The organism is Segatella hominis, assembly GCF_004535825.1.
Classification (GTDB): domain Bacteria; phylum Bacteroidota; class Bacteroidia; order Bacteroidales; family Bacteroidaceae; genus Prevotella; species Prevotella hominis.
On sequence record NZ_SGVY01000030.1, the window covers coordinates 26,836 to 45,592 of the forward strand.

Genomic DNA, 18,757 nt, shown 5'->3' on the forward strand with positions numbered 1-18,757 from the left:
TATCGTAATACCTTTATTTTTCCATGTATTGTTTCAGTTCCTGTGTGATATATGTCCAAACTTCTTGGAAGGTTAGTGGCTCCTTGAATTTGATTTTCTTCAAATAACTATTCCACATAATATTTCGTTTGGCATCTGTCGCAAAAGAATCCTCGAAAAGGCTATTTTCCGTAGAGATGGCGGTGCCTCTATTCTCAAACGTGGCTGTGATGGCTTCTTGCAATGTGTTCAAGTCAATATTTCCTGCTTTTAGTATTCTGTACACATCAAAGAAGTCTTTCATGCGGCTGTTCTCTGTCGCATGGTCTATCATTGCCTGATACTTTTCAGCCACCACGGTCTCTAAAGAGTAAGCCAAGATGTCAACTTCTGGTAATGTGTCCAGCAACACCGGATAAGAAAGGTCAACGGGTGCAGGAGTTATGATGTCGCCAAAGCCTACATCCATGGAAATAACTTGGCTTGCCGTGTCAAGTCCTACCTTGACATGCACTCGCACACCATTATATTCTTTTTTGAGAGTGATTTCTTCTACGCTAATGCTGTCCTTTTCAAAGACAACTCCGTCTTCCAGACATTCTATGTCGCATAAATTTCTGAATGTCTCCTTGATATTGTCCAACTCACGGCTAATCTGTTGACCAAGGAAGTCTATGTCCAATGTTGGTCTTGCTTTCAAATGCTCATGGGCATACAGTAATGCACCACCTTTCAATATAAAGCGTTCTTTGTATGGACTTACCGACAGACGGTACAACAGACGCTCCTGAAAGTATCGTGTCAATATCGATTGGTAGAAGACATTCTCTTCTTTCGATATATTAAGCAGTTTCGCTCTTACCGAGCGAGCATAATTCTTCGTTGTCATATTTATTATTTTATAGTTCCATTTGTAGATATGTTCCCAATGTTTTGGCAACTCTCAGTTGTGAGGCATATTTCATCAGTTTGCTGACATTACGATCTCTGCGCTTCAGATATTCCTTTATAATCTCCGTACACACATCTATGCCGATTTTGTTTCTATACTTTACTGCATCACAGACACATTTCTCCACGTCATATATCCTCACATTGAAACCTTCAATCTCAGTATTCGTAATTCCAAGGTTAAAGGCGGTATCACTCCAATGGTATAGTGTAATTGGGGGATAATCTGGAAGGGTGATTTTTCGGCCTCTTTTTATTGCAAGACAATATTCTTGTGGTACCTGTGTAGTCAACTGATAATGTGACCAAGCGGAATACAGACACAACACGCCACCAGGAACAACCTTTTCCACATCAAGCATTTGACTTGCCAAATGGTCATCGGTTGCATACACACCTCTTTTTATTCTGGTGAGTTCGCCATTCTTGGCGGCTTGCAATACTTTATAGTATGCAGCTCTTCCTGCCATATCTTTTGCAGAGATGTAGCCTTCAGATTTTGGATTTGTCATACGCTTTTCCATGATTTGCATCTTTAATTCTGTACAAAGTTACTACATATTTTCAAAAGTGTAGTATGTTTGTACGGAAATCTACGCAAAAATCACGCAAAATATAGTTTTCTACGGAGAATATTGACTTTCTCCGTAGAAAATTATCGTTTTATACATCCTCTTTATGCGGAATAATGGATTTTCTGCCGATAAGATAATCATTGACATCCTTGTATTCTGCATATCTTATGGATTCGTTGATTGCCCTGTTTTGATAACAGTCCATGATTGTATGGGCAGCCACCGTTCCTGCTTGGTCATTATCAAGATAACAATGGATAGCAGTGTAACACGCCAATCGTTCCATGCATTTCCCAAGGCTACTGATGGAGTTCAGCACGATATAATCACATGGCTCTTGTATGCAAATCACATTGTCGCCTCGCTTTTCCAAAGTCTTGTACGAAAGAAAGTCCATAAACCCCTCGAAGATGCAGCATCTGTCCTGCACTCCAACTTGCTGTGAATGTATCAAGGATATGTCTTTCTCGCCCAAACAACCTTTATAATATGGGTTACGCAGCTCATAACCATCCCTGTTATTTGGAAAGGCTATACCAAAATACCGCTTGCCCTTAAACGTGTACCAGATCTCCTTGCAATAGCGTTTACCTATGTCCGCATCCACATGGCGTGAACGCAGATACGACATAAGCACAGGGTAGGACAATTCTTGGATATGTACCTTGTCCATCTTGTCTGTCTCTACTTGTGTCGGTATGGGAGGTTTTGCCTTTGTGGACTTTGGGTTGTTCATGTCCGCTGCTATATGCTGCAATGCAGCACCCACATCATCCGTATTGTAGAGAAGTTGGGCAAGAGCAATGATGTTGCCACCCTTGCCAAGAGCAAAGTCATACCATTGGTTTCGGCTGAAGTTCACCTTGAACGATGGCTTTGTCTCCGCATGCAATGGCGACAGATAATAAGATGTGGACTTGCTGCATCGTTGGGGCTGATGTCCCAATGCGCTCAGATAGTCCGTGAGTTTGATTTCCTTTGCTTGTTGTATGTTCATCTTTCATTCATTTTTTGTTCATTCGTGCGCTTATTATATATACACCAGAGTGAATGAACGGTTTTGTGAAGTCATTTTGTCGTATGTCCATGTAGTTAAATATGATGCCACTTCACAAAATCCGTCCGTTCTACTATTATATATACACCGAGGTGAATGAAGTGGTTTTTGAAGTGACTTTCGCTTCATCCTCACTTCTTTACCTCCTGCCCTTCAAGCAGCGGAAGCGAAGGATAATCCTTCATTCTGCAATACTCGTTGTTGCCACACTTCACCACCAGTTTGCTCTTCAATAGGAAGGTCAGCAGCTTTGACATCACTGTTCTACCTCTGGCAAAACCAATAGTTGTATATCCTCTCGTCAATGCGTTTATCACATTCTCATAACCTGACACCACTTTCTTGCCAAAAGCCATTCCAAGAGCCTTGTCATGCTGCTCATCGGTAATGTCGGCTATTGTCATCTTCGGCTGTTTGGCTGTGGTGGAGTCAACCACATAGTCCTTGGTAATCTCTGGAAGTCCCTCCTTGTTTATTTGGAACGCAAAGGGCGCAAAGTCCTTGTCTCGGATGTTGAGCGGTTTCACTTCACTCACATTCGCCATCGAATTGCTCTTGCTTATCACCAGTACCGTCTCTGCCTTGTTGCTGAGTTCCGTTCCTATGTGACCTCTTACATTGTCATCACCCTTGTTCAAGTGTAGGACACAATGTATGTGCAGGTCATAGCGGCTTGACCACTGCATCAGTTTGTTGATGATATGGACGGACTCGCTCGGATTGTTGATGTCGAGCATCAAGTCCCTTATGCCGTCAATGATGACCAAGCCAAAGCCCTTTTGCGTCTGCAAGGCATATTCTATCAGTCGCAGTCTGAGGTTGGGACTGTACTCTCGCAGTCCGAAGAACACAAGGTTCTCACTGTTCATGTTGTCGGGCAATCCTGCAAGCCGGAGGATGCGCTGCATCACGCTGTGACAGTGGAAACGGCTCTGCTCCGTATCAACGTAGAGTATCTTACGCTTGTCATCGGGTAGTTTTGCCGTATATTGCAGCACCTTTCCATTAGCGAGCGAGGCTGCCACCAATGCCGATACATTGAACGTCTTTCGGCTCTTCGCCTTGCCTGTGGAGGCACTGAAGTTGCCAAGCGTGGCTATGGTCGAGTTGTCCACCCATATTATCTGTGGCGGTGTCTGGTAGGTCTCATCCGCATGGATAAGCGATGCCTTCAGCAACTTTTCCAACAAATCAGCATTGTCCGCTGCGCCTTCAAAGAGGCTCATGTCGTTCATTTCTTCCATCGTCATCTGCTCTTCAAGGGTTTGTTCATCACATAGCGTATGGCATCCTGCTCATACACCTCTTTTGTTTTCACAGGGTGCTTCTTGATCCATTCCACCAGTTCTTCCTTGCTGAAATAGATGGTCTTGCCGTTTGGCTTGTAATGGGGAATGGCAAAGGTACGTGTCAGTTTGTAAAGCTGACTCTTTGAAGCGTCAAGGAATACGCTTGCCTCGTCAAGGGTGAGCACGTCTTTTCCTGCAAAGAGCCATTTCTCCAAGCACTTGATGCGGTTCAGCACATCCTCCACTGGTCCAAGCAGCTTGAATGCTTCTTCCATCTGTTGAATGCGCTCGGCAAGTCTCATTGGTGTCATGTCTGCCAGTTCTTGTTCTGTCAACTCGTGTTTATCCACGTCTATCGTTGGCGGTAGGATAGTGCCATCCTTTGGCGGATTGTTTGCCTGATTTGTTGTCTGTCCAATCATTGTCGTAATTTTATTTATCGTTACACATAACGAGGTCGCCCTCCATAACCAGGTTTCTGATTACGGAGGGCAAAGGTAAGGGCATTTCTGCCCAATCGGATGGAAGGGCGCTTGACTGTCAACCGACTATCAAGCCAACTGTCAAGGTTTTCATCTGTCAGATGGTGTCCTTGCTATCATTTTTACCGCATTCTGCTATTTCTTGCACTTTCTTGCGGATAGCCTCATAGATACTGGCGTTGGTACTTTTGGCATCACTGGTTGCTGAGGACAGCTTGGTTGTTGTAAGTGGTTTGTCTGTTGATGAAGACAGGATGAGTTTATGCTTGGCAATGACCGATTGCCATTGCTTGCAAATCAAGTTCTTGCTGCAGAGCATGTCAAAGAAGAATGCCACACGTCTGTTACTTCTCGCCTTTAGCTGCTTGCAGACTTGGCACGAGAAGAGTTTTCGCATATCCTCTTCCGACACATCGGCTGAGAACAAATGAACCTCATTGGCATGGCGCGCAATGAGGTTCAACTGAGTAGAATCAAAGTAACATTGAAAGTCCTGTTTCGGTTTGGTGTCTTGTGCTGTTTGTAATATTGACGGTGGTTTACCATGGAGATACTGACCGTTTGGAGGCGGCTCCGTGGTGTTGAACTTGTGATGAAGAGCCTTGTAGTCATGATACTCGAAATCCACTTTGGTAAAGAATATGACTACTAAGTCCTCACGTTCTTCAAGAAACTCCTCCATGATGTAGAAGTTCTTCTTGTGCTCGTTCTTTCCTGCCGCATACTGGCAGTCCGTATAGGAATGGCTGTTGAGAAAGTCTTTTTTGTAGCGGTGATACAGTTTACCGCATCCTATAACTTCCGTCTGATAGCACTCGTGGGCTTCCTTGAAGAACAGCCACAATTTGTTGGTACCACAAATGCCACCTACACTGTTAGCGAAGGTGCATTCATTGCATTGGGGTAAAAAGAGAGAACGAGGAGTCGTCTCGTCCTTGGTTGTTTGATGTATTATTATGTTCCATTTTTATTCTTCGAACGCACTGTCTAATAGGGAAACAGCCTCGTCCTTTTTCTTGTTGATGATTTTTGCGTAAATTTGTGTCGTGCGCACCTCCGTATGACCGAGAAGTTTGCTTGTAGTGTATAGGTCTGCACCCATGGTCAGCTCCATCGTTGCGAACGTGTGCCTTGAGACATGGTAGGTCACATGCTTGCTGATACCTGCCGCACGGCTCCATTCTGGAATGCAGTCGTAGTTCTTGCTTGGCAGTGTTGGAAACACATTGTCCTCGTCACTCGCAGATCCACGCTCAGGCATCCAACGAAGGGCTTGCTTGTTGAGAGGAAGATAGAGGGGCTGCTTGGTCTTGTACTGTAATATCTCAACTCGTGTCTTGTCACCCTCTGTGATGATGTTTTTCCACTTCAAACTCTTCACGTCACTGATACGGAGTCCGCAGAAGCATGAAAACAGGAACGCCGCCTTGATATCCTCACGCTTGCAAGGGGTGTCAATCAGTCTCTTCACCTCGTCAACGGTCAGATACTCTCGCTTGGTACCGCCACCTTTCAGAACATCCATGCGAAGACGCAATACGGGATTGTCGTCCATTATCTCTTCCTCAATAGCCATGTTGAAGGCTGCTTTGAGGCATTTGAGATAGTTCATCACCGTGGATTTTGATGGATGGGTGTGCTTGTAGGTGATATAGTCGTTCAACAAGAACACCATGAAACCATTGCAGTATTCCTTGGTCATCTCTGCGAGTGTCACGTTTGGCGAATGTTCTCTCACTGCATTCAGCACGCTGTTCACCCAGTTTCGGGCAGATTGTCTTCCTCGCTCCACTTGTGCGTCACGGAATATCTCCAACCAATCCACAAGTCGCATTTTGATTCTCGACTTGTCTTTGAGTCCTGCGATACCGTTGGTGATGCTCATGATGCGTTGTGCTTTGATGGCATACACCGCTTGCATCGTCTGCTTGTTCTGCTCCCTGGCAGCTGCGTCAACCTCTGGTATGAGATAAAGGCGCAGATAATCATAGGTACGGCGACCGTTGACATTGATGGATAGATAGATCGACTTGTTGCCGTTGGCAAGTTCCTTGAAGCGGATTCTCACAGGCTCCTTGATCTTGGAATTTCTCTTGCGCTCAGTCTCTGCAACGGCAATCTCTGTCTTCACCTTCTTGGTGGCAAGATACTCCTTGTATTTGTCCACGTTGGCATCGGGATCTTCTCCATGCGGTTTGTAGCCTCTTCTGCCGACACGCTTCTCAAAGGTACCGTCCTTCAATGCCTTCATGCGTTCCTTGGCCTTTTTCTCCGCTTCTTTCCAGATTTCCTTGTGTTTCTCCTCGCTGTCATCCTTGCGAAGGTAAAGACCAACTGACTCATAGGCACGTTGTCCCTTACCATAATATATATCAAGGAAGAGGGAACGGTCTCCATTGCGCATCTTGCGACTACGGACTATCACAGAACTGGTGTATTCCTCAACTTTCTCCACTTGGTTCAGCTCGTCAGAAGGATCCGTGAAAGTCTCTCCATTGACAACCTCTCGCATCTTGCGTTCTTTCAGACGCTCTGCGGTTTCCATGACCAAGGCATTATTCTGCTTGTCAGTCTCGGTAATCTCTGGGTTGATATAGAGCTTCAGAAACTCGTACTTACGCTCACCATTATAATATATGTCGAAGTAGAGCGACTTGCTGCCGTTGGCAAGGTTCTTGAAACGAAGAGTGACAGCTTCACGCTTGTTGGGTCTGCCTCTATGTTTTTTGATTGTTCCATCTATGGCTCTGTCCTCACCGTCATCGTCAATAAACTTCCATTGGTGTCCTTCTCTGCCAGAAACAGCTCCGACGACTTCGTTTACCTCACTTTCCTTTCCATTGGCACTTTTGCCAGTTTTAGCACTTCCGACTTTCTCCTTCTTGCTTACTCGTGCAGTCTTCTTGCTTGAAGTTGTTGTAGAAGCAGGATGCTCCAAGGAAGCCTTCACTGTTTTCAACTTTCCCGACAAGATTTCTTGCACTCGTTGGTTCTTGATAGCTTCTGCCTTCTGCAAGGTCTCGGCATTGACAGCCTTAGCCTTGTCATCATCCTCAGGAAGTAGATAAAGCTTCAAGAACTCATACGACCTCTTTCCACTTTTGTAAGTGTCGAGATAAATCGACTTTGTGCCATTCGCCAAATCCTTGTAGCGTATGCGCACAGGTTCATTGTTACTTCTCATGTTACTTTGTTATTTATTCTACTTATTGTCATTTTGCGAGATTTGTTACTCACGGTGCAAAGATACGAAAAATAATTGGATTTGTTACCCAAAACAAGAACCAATTACGAACCATTAACTATGATAAATTATAAAATTAAATGGTAAAGTAACAAATAAATAACAAATTATACACTTTATCAAATGCCTGCTATATGCTGTATATATTAGCATTTACGCGCATTTTCTTGTCGTTTTGAATGTTGCATGAGATTTGACGTTGTATTGGCGTTGTATCAGCGTTGCTCGTTTCGGCAAGTTGGGGCAATGCGAAGGCCTACGAATCGTGGAACGAGTGACAGGACTGGCTCCACGCTTTCTTTATATATATACCTTATTTATTATATTAACTGCCAATTTGGGAGTCGTTGGTATAACAACATCTGATATGAAAAAGAACATGATGAAACTTGCCGTTATTGCATCATTGCTAACAGTTTTCACTACAGAAGCAAATGCCCAAGTTCAAAGAAGTGAATGGACGGTTGGTCCTATCATCACAACAACCAATCCTGCTTATTCTGGTGCAGCTATGGTAGCAGAAAGTGCCATCGCCGCCATTTACTGTGGCGTAGATATGGAAGAAGGAACTATTAAGCGAGATTTACCAGCTTCAGCTAAATTTTGGATGCCAATGTTCACTTATAAATGGCACGCCATCAAAAGTATGAAGATTGATGACGACAAAGCGAAATTCAGACACAAGATGGATTGGAGTTTGAAAAACTACTCCGTTGGTTACCGCCTTGGCTATATGTCTCGAACGGTTCCATTGGGATTTGAAATCCAGGCAAACTACGAACAAGAAAACATGGCATACAAAATGACTGGCGATGAAGATTACAGAGATGCAACTAAGACGATGTTTGTTCCAACCGCATTGCTGAAAGTTCGATTTGGCAGTTACACAACAGGTGCATTCTGTCCTACTCTGGAATTGGGTGGAAGTTATGACTACGCACTAAGTTACAAAGAAAAAACTGATGGTGAAACAATTAAAAACAAAGATCTTGTCAACAGTGGATTCTCTGGCATTGTCGGCATAGGCTTTACCATTCCTTCAACTCACTGGCACTGGAACTTGCGCTACTCTCATCAGTTCTACAAGTATTACAACAAAGATGCTGTATTGGATGGTGAGAAGCTAAACTTTAACGAGAAATCCACATTTGGAACATTCATGCTTGTTTCATCTTATGCATTCTAACCATGAGAAAATCATCTTTCAAACATATTTTGCTTGCACTTGTCCTAATTTTGACAAGTGTAAGCTGCCAAGCTACCTCTAAAGAAATTTTAAAGGCAGACAGTTGTTGGAGCAAAGCAATCGGTGATAGTATTTCAGAAATCATAGTCAAATCAAAACATACCAAAACCTTTCTATGCAAATATGAAAAGGGCAAAAGTATTAGAACCGACTTCAAGAAATTGAGAAGAAAATATCAATTCTTATTGAGATTTCTTTTGTCAAATCCACAAATGACACAACAAGACAAAATCGTCTATGGACATTTCACCCCTTGTATTGGCTTTGAATTGAAAAAATCCAACAAGGAGAAGGTTTATGTTTATGTGGACTTAGGACTTGGTAAATGGTCGATTAACGATACGGAATCAAAACAGATTAAACGATTCGACATAGAAGGCTATGAACTCTTACGTTTCTGTGCCATACTCTATCCTACGGATAAATTTATTACAGGTGTTTACAATAATAGACTCAACAAATGAAAAAAGTAATTTTCCTTCTGTCTATGCTGCTGATGTCAGCTATGACATACGCTCAAACCATTCACTGGCTTACATTTATCGATACAAAAGATGAAAATGTTGGAGAGATAGATATTTTAGGAAGAAAAGTATTATATGGTAGATATATCAACCTTATCAATGCTGCTTTAGCTTCCAAAGGGTATACCGCAAACATACAAGATTATTATGACTCACGCCTTTCTCCAGAAAACTGCAAGAAAGCCATTCAAAACTTGCATTGTCAACCTAATGACATCATTATGTTCTACTATATAGGACATGGCGGAAGAGCCATTAACGATAAATCTACAGTATATCCACAAATGTGCTTGGGACAATCCTACAATGAAAGAATGATCCCACTCGATTGGGTATATAACCAACTCAAGTCGAAAGGAGCTCGTTTGACTGTCACCATTGGAATGTGCTGCAATTCAGAATCTAGAGGTCTTACCTCAAAAATCGCTCCTCAGTTTAGTCCTAATAACGGAAATACATATATGACAGACCAAGAAGCTGCAAGAATTCAAGAACTATGTCTCAGCTACAAAGGAAATGTACTTGTCACATCAGCCTCACCTGGTCAGACATCAGGATGCGCGGAGAGTAATCTCGGCTATTTCGACACATATACAAACGTACTAGTGCATATATTTGATGCCCTTCAAAAAGGAGAATTAGCTCCCTCTTGGGATGCATTGTTGGCAGAAACAAAATCTACAGTCAATGAAGTTACAAAGAACAGACAAACACCTATCTTCGAAACTCACGTGACAAAGATATCGGCTCCTCGGCAAACCGCAAAGAAAGAAGCACCTCAACAAGAAAACATTGAAAAACCTACTTCTAAGCAAGAAGGAAGTACATCTGATGAAAATGCAGAAGAACAAACTGCCCAAAATCTCCTCAACAAAATTGCCACAATCTATGATTATCTCACAGACACAAGCATCAACGAAGAAGACCGCATAGAGGTAGAGCAAAGGTTTACCCAAACATATAGTGACGAAATCAGTGAAGTCAAAGTACTAAGCCAAGACAATGATTTTGTTATTGATAGAAGTAGTTTTGAAGATTTCAACGGTAGAGTTGCGACATCTCGATTACTGAGAAAAATTGCCATTTGCGGATACTTAAAAGGTACAAATGGCAAAATTGCATTAGTCGTAAAAGAAATATATAAAAAGTAAAACAACATAATATGAAACAGAACATCCTTTACAAAAGACTGGCGATGTTGTTCTTCACCATCATAATGACGAGTATAGTTTTCGCACAAAACCAACTGACAGAACAAATCAAAAGACGTGCCGCAGAGAAAGTTGGTCAAATGAACGACTATATCTCATTTATGGCCAACAAGAATAAGAAAGCAAACACACGCCTTTACTATAAGAAAAAAGCTCTTAATCTTTTTGTTGGTTGCGGAGAAAGCTACGAGGAAGATGGAGTAAGAAAAGAAGGCGTACAAATGGAAGTTACATCCATTAAAAGAAAGACTAAATCACGACGGTTGATGAAGACTTACTTCCAAAGTCTTATTGACTTAGGATATAGTCAAGTAAACATTACCTCAACAGACATTGCAGACATAAAGGTAAGCCAACTACAAAAGATTGGCGAGAATCTTTTTGTGTGCACTTGCTACTTTGAACAAGCTTTTATTGGTTATCAAGATGGACGACCTATATACAAAGACATCACTCGTAAGCACGTTAAATGTTATGTTTTCGCAGAAGAAACGGAAAATGGAACCGAGCTGATGATTTTACTTGGTGATGTCACAGCAGACGAGACTCGCAAGTTATGATGAGACATTTGCTTGCATTCATCTTCTTGTGCCTGTCCTATTCTATAGAAGGACGGGCGCAAGAAATCCTCTGCGATACGATTCTTGAAAAAAGAATCTATGAATATATCGGCTTGTTCAAAGACTATTTGCAGTTTATGTCTAACGAGCAAAAGTCATTGGAAACGAGATGTTATTATGAGAAAAAAGCAAAGGCACTTTTCTCGCCAAACGCATATGCTATTATCTATAAAGATAGCATAGTTTTTCAGAGTTTCCCGATTGATTCCCTTCTGAAGAGTATTAGAACTTCTCAATTATCTTTATCGGACATTACATTAGATTCCATTCAAGTACCTAATTGGAACTGCAAAACACCAGACTCCCAACAAAGTACAATATGGGTAGAATGCAAAGTCATATCTATAGATAATGCGGTTACGTATAGGCATCAAGACAGCTTGAGGCTTGCTAAGGAGTCAACCGAAAAACGTGAAGAATGGCATCCTTTGCTAGGCAATCTTTACATCAGTTATATACATAATCATGTCAAAGAAAATGAAATCAAAGAAGACAATTCTATACCTCTTACTATTGTTGATTGTACCCTTGACAACAAGAGCACAGTTTGTCAACGAGTTAAACAAAAGCATGTACGATGCAAGAGTAAAACTCGTGGACGAATTCTTCAGCCGATTCAACGGGACAGAAATGAGAAAAGACATTCCAAGCAAAAGCAAAGATGCAAGGAAGAAAAATCTTCTCATGTTATTAAATCTGGCGAACTATAAATCTGCTAACGATGCAAAACTAAAGGTTGCAGACTCTATGATGCAACAAGTTATCATCCATAAAGTCCAACTCCATTATGCAGATTCTCTTTGGTTTGCCAAGGTAAAATGCAAAGGCAGTTACAAAGGCAAGGACACATCTTTCTTCCTTTATCTCACCATAGAGCAACGAGGTGAGGATATGTACAAATGGGTGATTCAAAAGGCAGATGGTAAACTCTTTGAGTTGACACCCAAAATAAAGAATGAAAGAATCATGCTGATGCCAGACGACCATGAGACTAGATTCACCTCACTTCATCGTATAACAACCGACTACCAAAAGTGTGTCACCAATTTTGCCAATAAATACTACCAAGTAGATCCCACTACCGTATTTTTCACAATGGTACAAACTGGTCTCTTGAAAATCGACTTCATCGACAATGTGAAACTGACATTCCTTCAGATACCGGAATATGCTTTCAGTATTGAATACTTTGATCGAGAAGGCAATAATTCAGGTTGGCTCATCGACAACTTATGGAAGATGAGCAATGATGAAAAGAAGCAGTTCCTAAATAACATTTATACAAGACCAAAAAGTAAGATATGAAAAGAATTTATTTATTAGCAGGAATGTGCTTGACATTTCTTTCCACCTATGCTCAAGCTCCAACGACTACCATCCAAAAATATGGCAATTATCTTTCAACTTGGATGGACGAAGATGACATCGAAATGAGAGACAAAATCTCACAGATGTGTGAAGGTAAGAAAAGTTGCAGGGTGGACGACAAACTGATGTTAGAGTTTATCAAACGCTCCAAAGAAGTATTGGGAAACGGAGACAAAGTCATGGACACCTATCTCAATGGCTTTGAGAGCCTATGTGGCAAGACTCACTTCCAGTTGTCCAACATAACACAATTGGATGACGACGCAGCACCTGACATCAAGAACAAGAAAGACAATGAACCACCATTGAGATGTGTCACCGCAAATCTTTTTGTTAAGAACAAAGATCTTAACTTTACAGGATCAGACATGTTTATGATAAGAGGCAACATGATTACAGGTATCGTTGACAACAACAATGATTTGTCAATAGGTAAAGCTATACGCCTCTATTCACAGCACAAGTATGAAGAGGCTTTCCGAATGTTTCGTACCCTCGCCTATCAAGACATTTTCAACTATGAAGCCCAATACTATTTAGCTGTTATGGAAATAAAGAAGCAAGGCTGTAGTTATCTCTCACCTAAAGTAAGAGACAAAGAATGTCTTTGGTTTTGTTCAAAGCCATTTGTCATTACAGATGGTTCCAAAAAAGGAGCTAAACTAAAATCTTTCTATGATAGATTTTCCATGGATGGAAGCCAAAACATCTATAATGGATTTGGAATATATGCTAATTCATTCAGCTTATTAAAACCATTCAATGAAGGCTTATTGCCATTCAAAAAAAAAGTTGGCAACAAATATGTTTTCGGTTTTATGAATGAGTCTGGAAAGATTGTTATTCCAGCCAAATATGGCTTTGCTTATCCATTTGGACGCAATGGACTAGCCATCATCCAAAATGGAGATAAGGTTTGCGCTATAGACAATACAGGAAAAGAAGTTGTGCCATTTGGGGCATATGACAATATGGGAAGAGGTTTCAAGAACGGAAACAATATCGCTCACATTGGAAAAACTGCTTATCTTATTAACAAGGAAGGATCCATAATCAAGACTCTTGTCAACAGCAATGAAGATGTATGGTGTGGCAACTACTACTTTGGAGACTATCTGGTAATTGGCGAAGGGACAGACATGAAATATATCTTCGATTGCAATGGTAATATTTTTTGGAAAGGTCATGCAAACGCTTATTCCATCAATGCAGAAAAAGGAACTATCGTTATGGGAAAAAATAATGGTGACAAGACAGAAACAATCACAGAAACAGAAGTGCCATATAACTGGTAACAAGACTTCAACAATATAGCATTTTACGTTTCCGAATCATAAAGCTTACTTCAATCGCCATCGAAGCCTACTTCAATCGCCATCGAAGCTTACTTCGTTGCGCAATGGAGTAAGCTTCATTGGTATTCAGGAGAGAAATGGACACTGCCATCACTTGCCACAAGGCACAGGGTGGACAGTGGGAACATGTCTATGTAGATCAGGGATATATGACGGATGATATGTTGACACCTGATTATATTCATTGGCTTTATACCGCCTTTACCCGTGCCAAGAGTAAACTCTTCTTAGTGAATTGGCCCAAAACACAGACGCAGGCATGATAAGTTACTTCTGCAGGAAATAATTTTTGCTTGGGCAGGGAGAAATTTTTCCTTGCCCAGCCAAAAATAAAAGTGGGGGTAGGTGGGTATATAAAAACGAAGAATCCGAAACCTAATTAAAGGAACCGGATTCTTTATTTTTTGAGTTGTTTTGGGAAAAGTGGGTGGTGATGGATTCGAACCACCGAAGGCATAGCCAGCAGATTTACAGTCTGCCCCATTTGGCCACTCTGGTAACCACCCTTGCTCTATGTTTTCAAAAGCGAGTGCAAAGGTAGTGTTTTTATTTCATTCCACCAAATTTTTCTGCAACTTTTTTCTCTTTTTCTTCAAAAAACTTCATTTTTCCCTATAAAATCCTCCTTTTTCCCCTCCTTTTCCCTCCTTTTCCCGATCTTGAAGAACTGCTGCCATGGCGATGCACCCAAGTCTTCGGCAGCTTCTATATAACTGCTCGTTATAAAATTTGCGTGCAAAGTTACTCATTTTCCAATCAATATTGAATAAAATGCTGGAAAAATTGTATCTTTGCAACCGGTTTGACACAAAGATAGGGATATTCCTGTATTTATATACATTTTTATGATTGTAACTGTTGAATGGATGGAAAAATGGTTCAGGTTCTTCGACGACGAGTACTTCGGAGGAAAGTTGCCTACACCTGAATTGGGGGTTACCCGGGCCAAGACCAGGCTCGGGCAGATGGCGTATAAGAGAGCTACCCGATGGGGTCGTACGAAACTTTATGATTTTAAAATTTCCATGTCCACCTATTATGATATGACAGAGAAGCAGGCCAAGAGTGTGCTCCTCCACGAGATGATACATTATATTATTGGTTACACTGGACTGAAGGATACGTCTTCGCATGGGCTTGTCTTTCGGGGCATGATGGATAAACTGAACCGCACCTATGGCTGGGATATCCGGGTGATGACTTCTACCAAGGGATGGAAGGTGAGCGAACAGGTGGTCAAAAAGAAAAAGGCACAGGGCCCGCAGACCTATCTGATTTTGGCGATAGAAATGCAGGATGGCAAGCATTTTCTCTCACGGGTCAATCCCGGTTTTGCCCGTCGCATCGAAAGTCAGTTGGTGAAACTTCGGGAGGTGAAGTCGCATTGTTGGTACACCACCCAGGAAAACTACTTTGAGGATTATCCGCAGGTGCGCAGTCTCCGTGGTCGTCGCATTTCAAAAGCCGATTTCGATCGTCTGCTGAATGTCTTGACTCCTTTTCATTTCTGATATTTCATCGTCCCACAGATTTCACGGATCTCCACAGAACTTATATAGTACTATTGAGATTGTAGAGTCCCACAGAAAGGACTCATAAAAAAGTCCCACAGATTTACACAGATTTCCACAGATTTATTTTTACTTCAAAAAGATCTGTGTAATTTGTGGAACTTTATAATCTCTGCGAGGTTTATCTAAGATCTGTGTAAATCTGTGAAATCTGTGGGACTTAAAAAAAACAACGGTCTATATGGGAACTATGCAAATCTGTGGGATTTTGCTCTTGCAATAGAGCTGGATGATAAGGGAAAAGGATTGGTGGATTGGAAGGAAGTGTGAAAAAGACAAAGGGCTGGACTCCAAATCTGGAATCCAGCCCTTTAACGCTTTTCATTATCTGTTTCTATAGCAGACGATGGTGTCAGTCATCGCCCCACTTATTGCTGTTCGACTCTCCCCACAAGTCTTTGTATTCTGTCTTGGTCGCATCCTCGTTGACCACATCAAATTTGCTGATACATTCTCCCTTGAGGTCTGCTCTATGTACGCTGGCGATATTCAAGCCTTCGTTGCAGAGAGCCTCGAGCTGTATCACCTTAATTTCTGGAGTTATATAGTTCTTCTTCATTTTGCGTAACTGTTATTTTGGGTTTATCTGATAATTATCTTCTTTCCGTTCACTACATACATTCCCTGAGGCAGTCCCTCCAGGCTGCAACTGCGGCGCACCATCTGTCCGTTTATGTTGAACACGCCCTCTATGCCGCGCTTGTAGGATGTGCGGTCCGTGCTGCCGTGTATGTCGTCGATGCCCGTGGTGCTGTCTTCCACTCCGTCGATGAGTAGCGATACTTGGCTCGGTTTTCCTTCGGCAGGAGTATTGGCCGTCAGCTCAAACCAGCAGCGGAACGCCTTCAGTCCGTATGAATACTGTTTGCCATTCTCGTTGTGCGGCACCTGTATCAGCTTTCCCTTATACATGAAGTAGTCGCCGTTGAGGTCGTCTCTGCCCGAGATAATCTTGTTCTTACCGTTTTCATCCTTGTCGTATGTCTTCGCCATTGTGCCTTTGCAGACCATTTTGCCATAGTTGCCGTCGATGGTTTTGAACTGTATTTTTGATTCCCATGTGTCGGTGTTTACATGCTGCGTCAGCTTCTCCCTGTCGAGCGACACCATCGTGATGTCGTAGTGGTCGGCTTTCAAGGTCTTCGTCAGTCGGTTGTTTTCGTCCTTAGACGGCTTGTAGTCTTTACCCAGCCATTCGCTGTTGTCCTCGCCCTTTGATGTGTAGAAGTGTTCTACGGTGTAGGGTGCCGACTTCACCTGTGTATATGGTGGGTACACGATATATGGCTCGAATGCCTTTACCATCACTTGCTCGTCGCTGTCCGGCTCCACGGTCACGAACTGTACGCTGTTTTCCGTCAGTGCCTCAAGCTTTGCCACCTTCACGGCATCTCCGAACGTGCGCTTCATCTGTCCCCATGTCAGGTCGACGGGCAGAATGAGCGAGTTCCACATATTGTCGTTCAGCTTGCGGTTCAGATGCAGCACGCTGTTCTTGTATTCGTCTTTAGCCTCGGTAAGATAGCGCAGGTCGGTAGATTCCTCGTCGAGAATCAGCTCCGGGTTGCGTCGCGGTCCGGCATAAAGCAGCTTGAATTCGTCCGCGGCGGTCAGTTCGTTGTCTCCAACTTCCGGTTTCCCGTCGGGTGTAGGGTCGACATAGAAACCAATGCGGAGAGTCACGGGATTGTCGTTTGATATTTCATTCCCATTCGGGGCTTTGTCGAGACATATCTGTACCTGGTTCTCATACTTTCCCTCGAAGAAGGCACGTCCGATACCGGCTCCTTCGTATGTATTGCCAAGCGCCTCGGCATCCTTCTGACTGACGCCGTTGAAAGCAGCTGTTGAGTATTTTTCTTTAATCGGTTTGCTGTCGGCATTGAGCACTGTAATGAATAGGTTTGCAAGCGGTTTGCCGTTCGTAGTGATGTTCTCCGAGCTGTTCGCTGTGCTGAATCCGTTGCATCGCAGCAGGTACCATCCTGCCTTGTGTACCTTCACGTCCTGATAGAATGTGAAGCCGCGCAAGCCTTTGGTGTAGCAATAGAAATACAGGCCGTAGTCGGCATGATGGGGTTCAGTCCTACCTGTCCAACTATCATCTTTGGTGTTGCCTATTAAGTCATATGTCTTGTACATCTTTTTGTCTCCAAAGTACACGTGGCTCTTTACATCATTAGGTAAATTTTTACCTCCGATTGTCCATTTTGCAGCATCAGTATCATTTATTCTGAAATCAGGACAAGTAATAAGGAAAGAGGCATCGACAACCGATTCCATATTTGCAGGGGTTATTTTGAAGAGCTCGTAATACTCATTCTTTGTAATCACCTTCCACTCCTGATTCTTATATTCTTGGGTACCTTCCGTGGCTTTACTTGCATAATTGCAGATTTTTTTCTCGTCATCAGGATATGCCGTGAGAAAACCTTGGTCAGCGATATTGACGAGATAAACCTTGTTTTTTTCTGTATAGTCTTTGCCTCGTTCAAAGGTGACTTTAGATCCTCCTCTGTCCATAAACAACATTTTCTTTTTAATGAATTTATCCCAGATGATACCCATATATGAGCCTGCTGAAGAACCTGACACCTTGCTTTCCAGAAAATACGTTTTTGAATTTTTATTCCAATACATATAAATGGAATGTGGTGAAACATTCAGTGCGGCTTGTGTGCCCCATAAACCACCAATGCTCAGAAACTTTTTCGCACCGACGTTATACAGACACACAATCTTATTTCCATCGGTTACATTTGTTCCATTTGCACAATAGGCTGACGAAGGATCAACGCCAGAAAGGTCGTCAACCCCACCTATAACCTTTTTTTCTATTCCGTTGTCTTCCGTCGCTTTATTTTGTGCCGAGGCTACAGTAGCGTTTGCAGCCATCAGTATTGCGGCTAAAGCAACTGCCGCAATGCTTCCTTTTGTTTTAGCAAAAGAAAGCAGATAACTTTTACTCATCATAATTTATTAATCTCTATTGTTGATTTTTTTCTAAAAATACTTATTCATTCAAATGTGTCAATTGTGACATCTATGCTGTCATCCTGAGTCATCCTGATATGAAAACGACTGCAAAGGTATGAATAAAATATTTACGATAAAATTTCCCCCCCTGCCATTATTGTTATTTATGATTTATTAATGAAAACCCGTTGGCGGAATTAATTTAGCGCATACTTAACCCTGCCAACCGGTCTGTTGTTTACATAATTAATATATTGCAAGACTGTAAATGCGCTGATTTTCCCGATGATTCGGGTAAACAGTCCTAGT

17 protein-coding genes, 1 tRNA gene and 2 pseudogenes are annotated in these 18,757 nt (G+C 42.3%); 9 read left to right on the top strand and 11 right to left on the bottom strand.

Translation table 11 applies throughout. The features are described from left to right. Positions 1-13 precede the first annotated feature (13 nt). The 7 genes from EXN75_RS11175 to EXN75_RS11205 all read right to left on the bottom strand — a co-directional run bounded on the left by EXN75_RS11175 (position 14) and on the right by EXN75_RS11205 (position 7,517). The gene (locus EXN75_RS11175) at positions 14-868 is read right to left on the bottom strand and encodes a nucleotidyl transferase AbiEii/AbiGii toxin family protein (protein ID WP_134843880.1); all 855 of its coding nucleotides are present in this window, start codon (positions 866-868) and stop codon (positions 14-16) included. Positions 869-878: 10 nt separating this feature from the next. Then, complete coding sequence (locus EXN75_RS11180) at positions 879-1,442, bottom strand: type IV toxin-antitoxin system AbiEi family antitoxin domain-containing protein (protein WP_134843881.1); 564 nt, start codon at positions 1,440-1,442, stop codon at positions 879-881. 151 nt (positions 1,443-1,593) lie between these two features. After that, positions 1,594-2,502, bottom strand: coding sequence for a toprim domain-containing protein (locus EXN75_RS11185; RefSeq protein ID WP_134843882.1), 909 nt, complete (start codon positions 2,500-2,502; stop codon positions 1,594-1,596). A 191-nt stretch (positions 2,503-2,693) separates the two neighbouring features. Continuing rightward, complete coding sequence (locus EXN75_RS11190) at positions 2,694-3,812, bottom strand: AAA family ATPase (RefSeq protein WP_134843883.1); 1,119 nt, start codon at positions 3,810-3,812, stop codon at positions 2,694-2,696. Continuing rightward, on the bottom strand, positions 3,809-4,273 hold the full coding sequence (locus EXN75_RS11195; protein WP_010537131.1) for a helix-turn-helix domain-containing protein: 465 nt from the start codon (positions 4,271-4,273) through the stop codon (positions 3,809-3,811). Before EXN75_RS11195 ends, EXN75_RS11190 begins: the two co-directional genes overlap by 4 nt. A gap of 157 nt (positions 4,274-4,430) precedes the next feature. After that, complete coding sequence (locus EXN75_RS11200) at positions 4,431-5,177, bottom strand: hypothetical protein (protein WP_134843884.1); 747 nt, start codon at positions 5,175-5,177, stop codon at positions 4,431-4,433. Positions 5,178-5,300: 123 nt separating this feature from the next. Next, the gene (locus EXN75_RS11205; RefSeq protein ID WP_408005953.1) at positions 5,301-7,517 is read right to left on the bottom strand and encodes a site-specific integrase; all 2,217 of its coding nucleotides are present in this window, start codon (positions 7,515-7,517) and stop codon (positions 5,301-5,303) included. Positions 7,518-7,944: 427 nt separating this feature from the next. Here EXN75_RS11205 and EXN75_RS11225 point away from each other — a divergent pair, with 427 nt between their 5' ends. The 8 genes and pseudogenes from EXN75_RS11225 to EXN75_RS11260 all read left to right on the top strand — a co-directional run. Continuing rightward, complete coding sequence (locus tag EXN75_RS11225; protein ID WP_134843885.1) at positions 7,945-8,763, top strand: hypothetical protein; 819 nt, start codon at positions 7,945-7,947, stop codon at positions 8,761-8,763. Positions 8,764-9,035: 272 nt separating this feature from the next. Then, positions 9,036-9,287, top strand: coding sequence for a hypothetical protein (locus EXN75_RS11230; protein ID WP_134843886.1), 252 nt, complete (start codon positions 9,036-9,038; stop codon positions 9,285-9,287). Beyond that, positions 9,284-10,498 carry a caspase family protein gene (locus EXN75_RS11235; protein WP_134843887.1) on the top strand — a complete coding sequence of 405 codons (1,215 nt, stop codon included), beginning with the start codon at positions 9,284-9,286 and terminating at the stop codon, positions 10,496-10,498. The genes EXN75_RS11230 and EXN75_RS11235 overlap by 4 nt, the downstream gene beginning before the upstream one ends. Before the next feature lie 11 nt (positions 10,499-10,509). Next, positions 10,510-11,118, top strand: coding sequence for a hypothetical protein (locus EXN75_RS11240; protein ID WP_134843888.1), 609 nt, complete (start codon positions 10,510-10,512; stop codon positions 11,116-11,118). Then, positions 11,115-11,888: a hypothetical protein gene (locus tag EXN75_RS11245; protein WP_134843889.1), complete on the top strand. Its 774-nt coding sequence runs from the start codon at positions 11,115-11,117 to the stop codon at positions 11,886-11,888. Before EXN75_RS11240 ends, EXN75_RS11245 begins: the two co-directional genes overlap by 4 nt. A 37-nt stretch (positions 11,889-11,925) precedes the next feature. Continuing rightward, positions 11,926-12,483 (top strand): hypothetical protein, encoded by a 558-nt coding sequence (locus EXN75_RS11250; protein ID WP_134843890.1) that lies wholly within the window; start codon positions 11,926-11,928, stop codon positions 12,481-12,483. After that, a complete protein-coding gene (locus tag EXN75_RS11255) occupies positions 12,480-13,841 on the top strand; it encodes a WG repeat-containing protein (protein ID WP_134843891.1) in 1,362 nt (453 codons plus the stop codon). The genes EXN75_RS11250 and EXN75_RS11255 overlap by 4 nt, the downstream gene beginning before the upstream one ends. Positions 13,842-13,987: 146 nt before the next feature. After that, positions 13,988-14,164, top strand: a pseudogene (locus EXN75_RS11260) (ATP-binding domain-containing protein); the annotation flags it as partial. A gap of 161 nt (positions 14,165-14,325) precedes the next feature. Here the strand turns inward: EXN75_RS11260 and EXN75_RS11265 are convergent. Beyond that, positions 14,326-14,407: transfer RNA gene (locus EXN75_RS11265), tRNA-Tyr, on the bottom strand. 339 nt (positions 14,408-14,746) lie between these two features. Here EXN75_RS11265 and EXN75_RS11270 point away from each other — a divergent pair. Beyond that, entirely contained in the window at positions 14,747-15,412 is a 666-nt protein-coding gene (locus EXN75_RS11270; RefSeq protein ID WP_134843892.1) for a SprT-like domain-containing protein, read from the top strand. 412 nt (positions 15,413-15,824) lie between these two features. Here EXN75_RS11270 and EXN75_RS11275 read toward each other — a convergent pair whose 3' ends face one another. The 3 genes and pseudogenes from EXN75_RS11275 to EXN75_RS11285 form a co-directional block, all read right to left on the bottom strand. After that, positions 15,825-16,031, bottom strand: coding sequence for a hypothetical protein (locus tag EXN75_RS11275; protein WP_134843893.1), 207 nt, complete (start codon positions 16,029-16,031; stop codon positions 15,825-15,827). Positions 16,032-16,054: 23 nt separating this feature from the next. Beyond that, entirely contained in the window at positions 16,055-18,445 is a 2,391-nt protein-coding gene (locus EXN75_RS11280) for a hypothetical protein (protein ID WP_134843894.1), read from the bottom strand. 200 nt (positions 18,446-18,645) lie between these two features. Then, positions 18,646-18,757, bottom strand: a pseudogene (locus tag EXN75_RS11285) (IS982 family transposase); the annotation flags it as partial.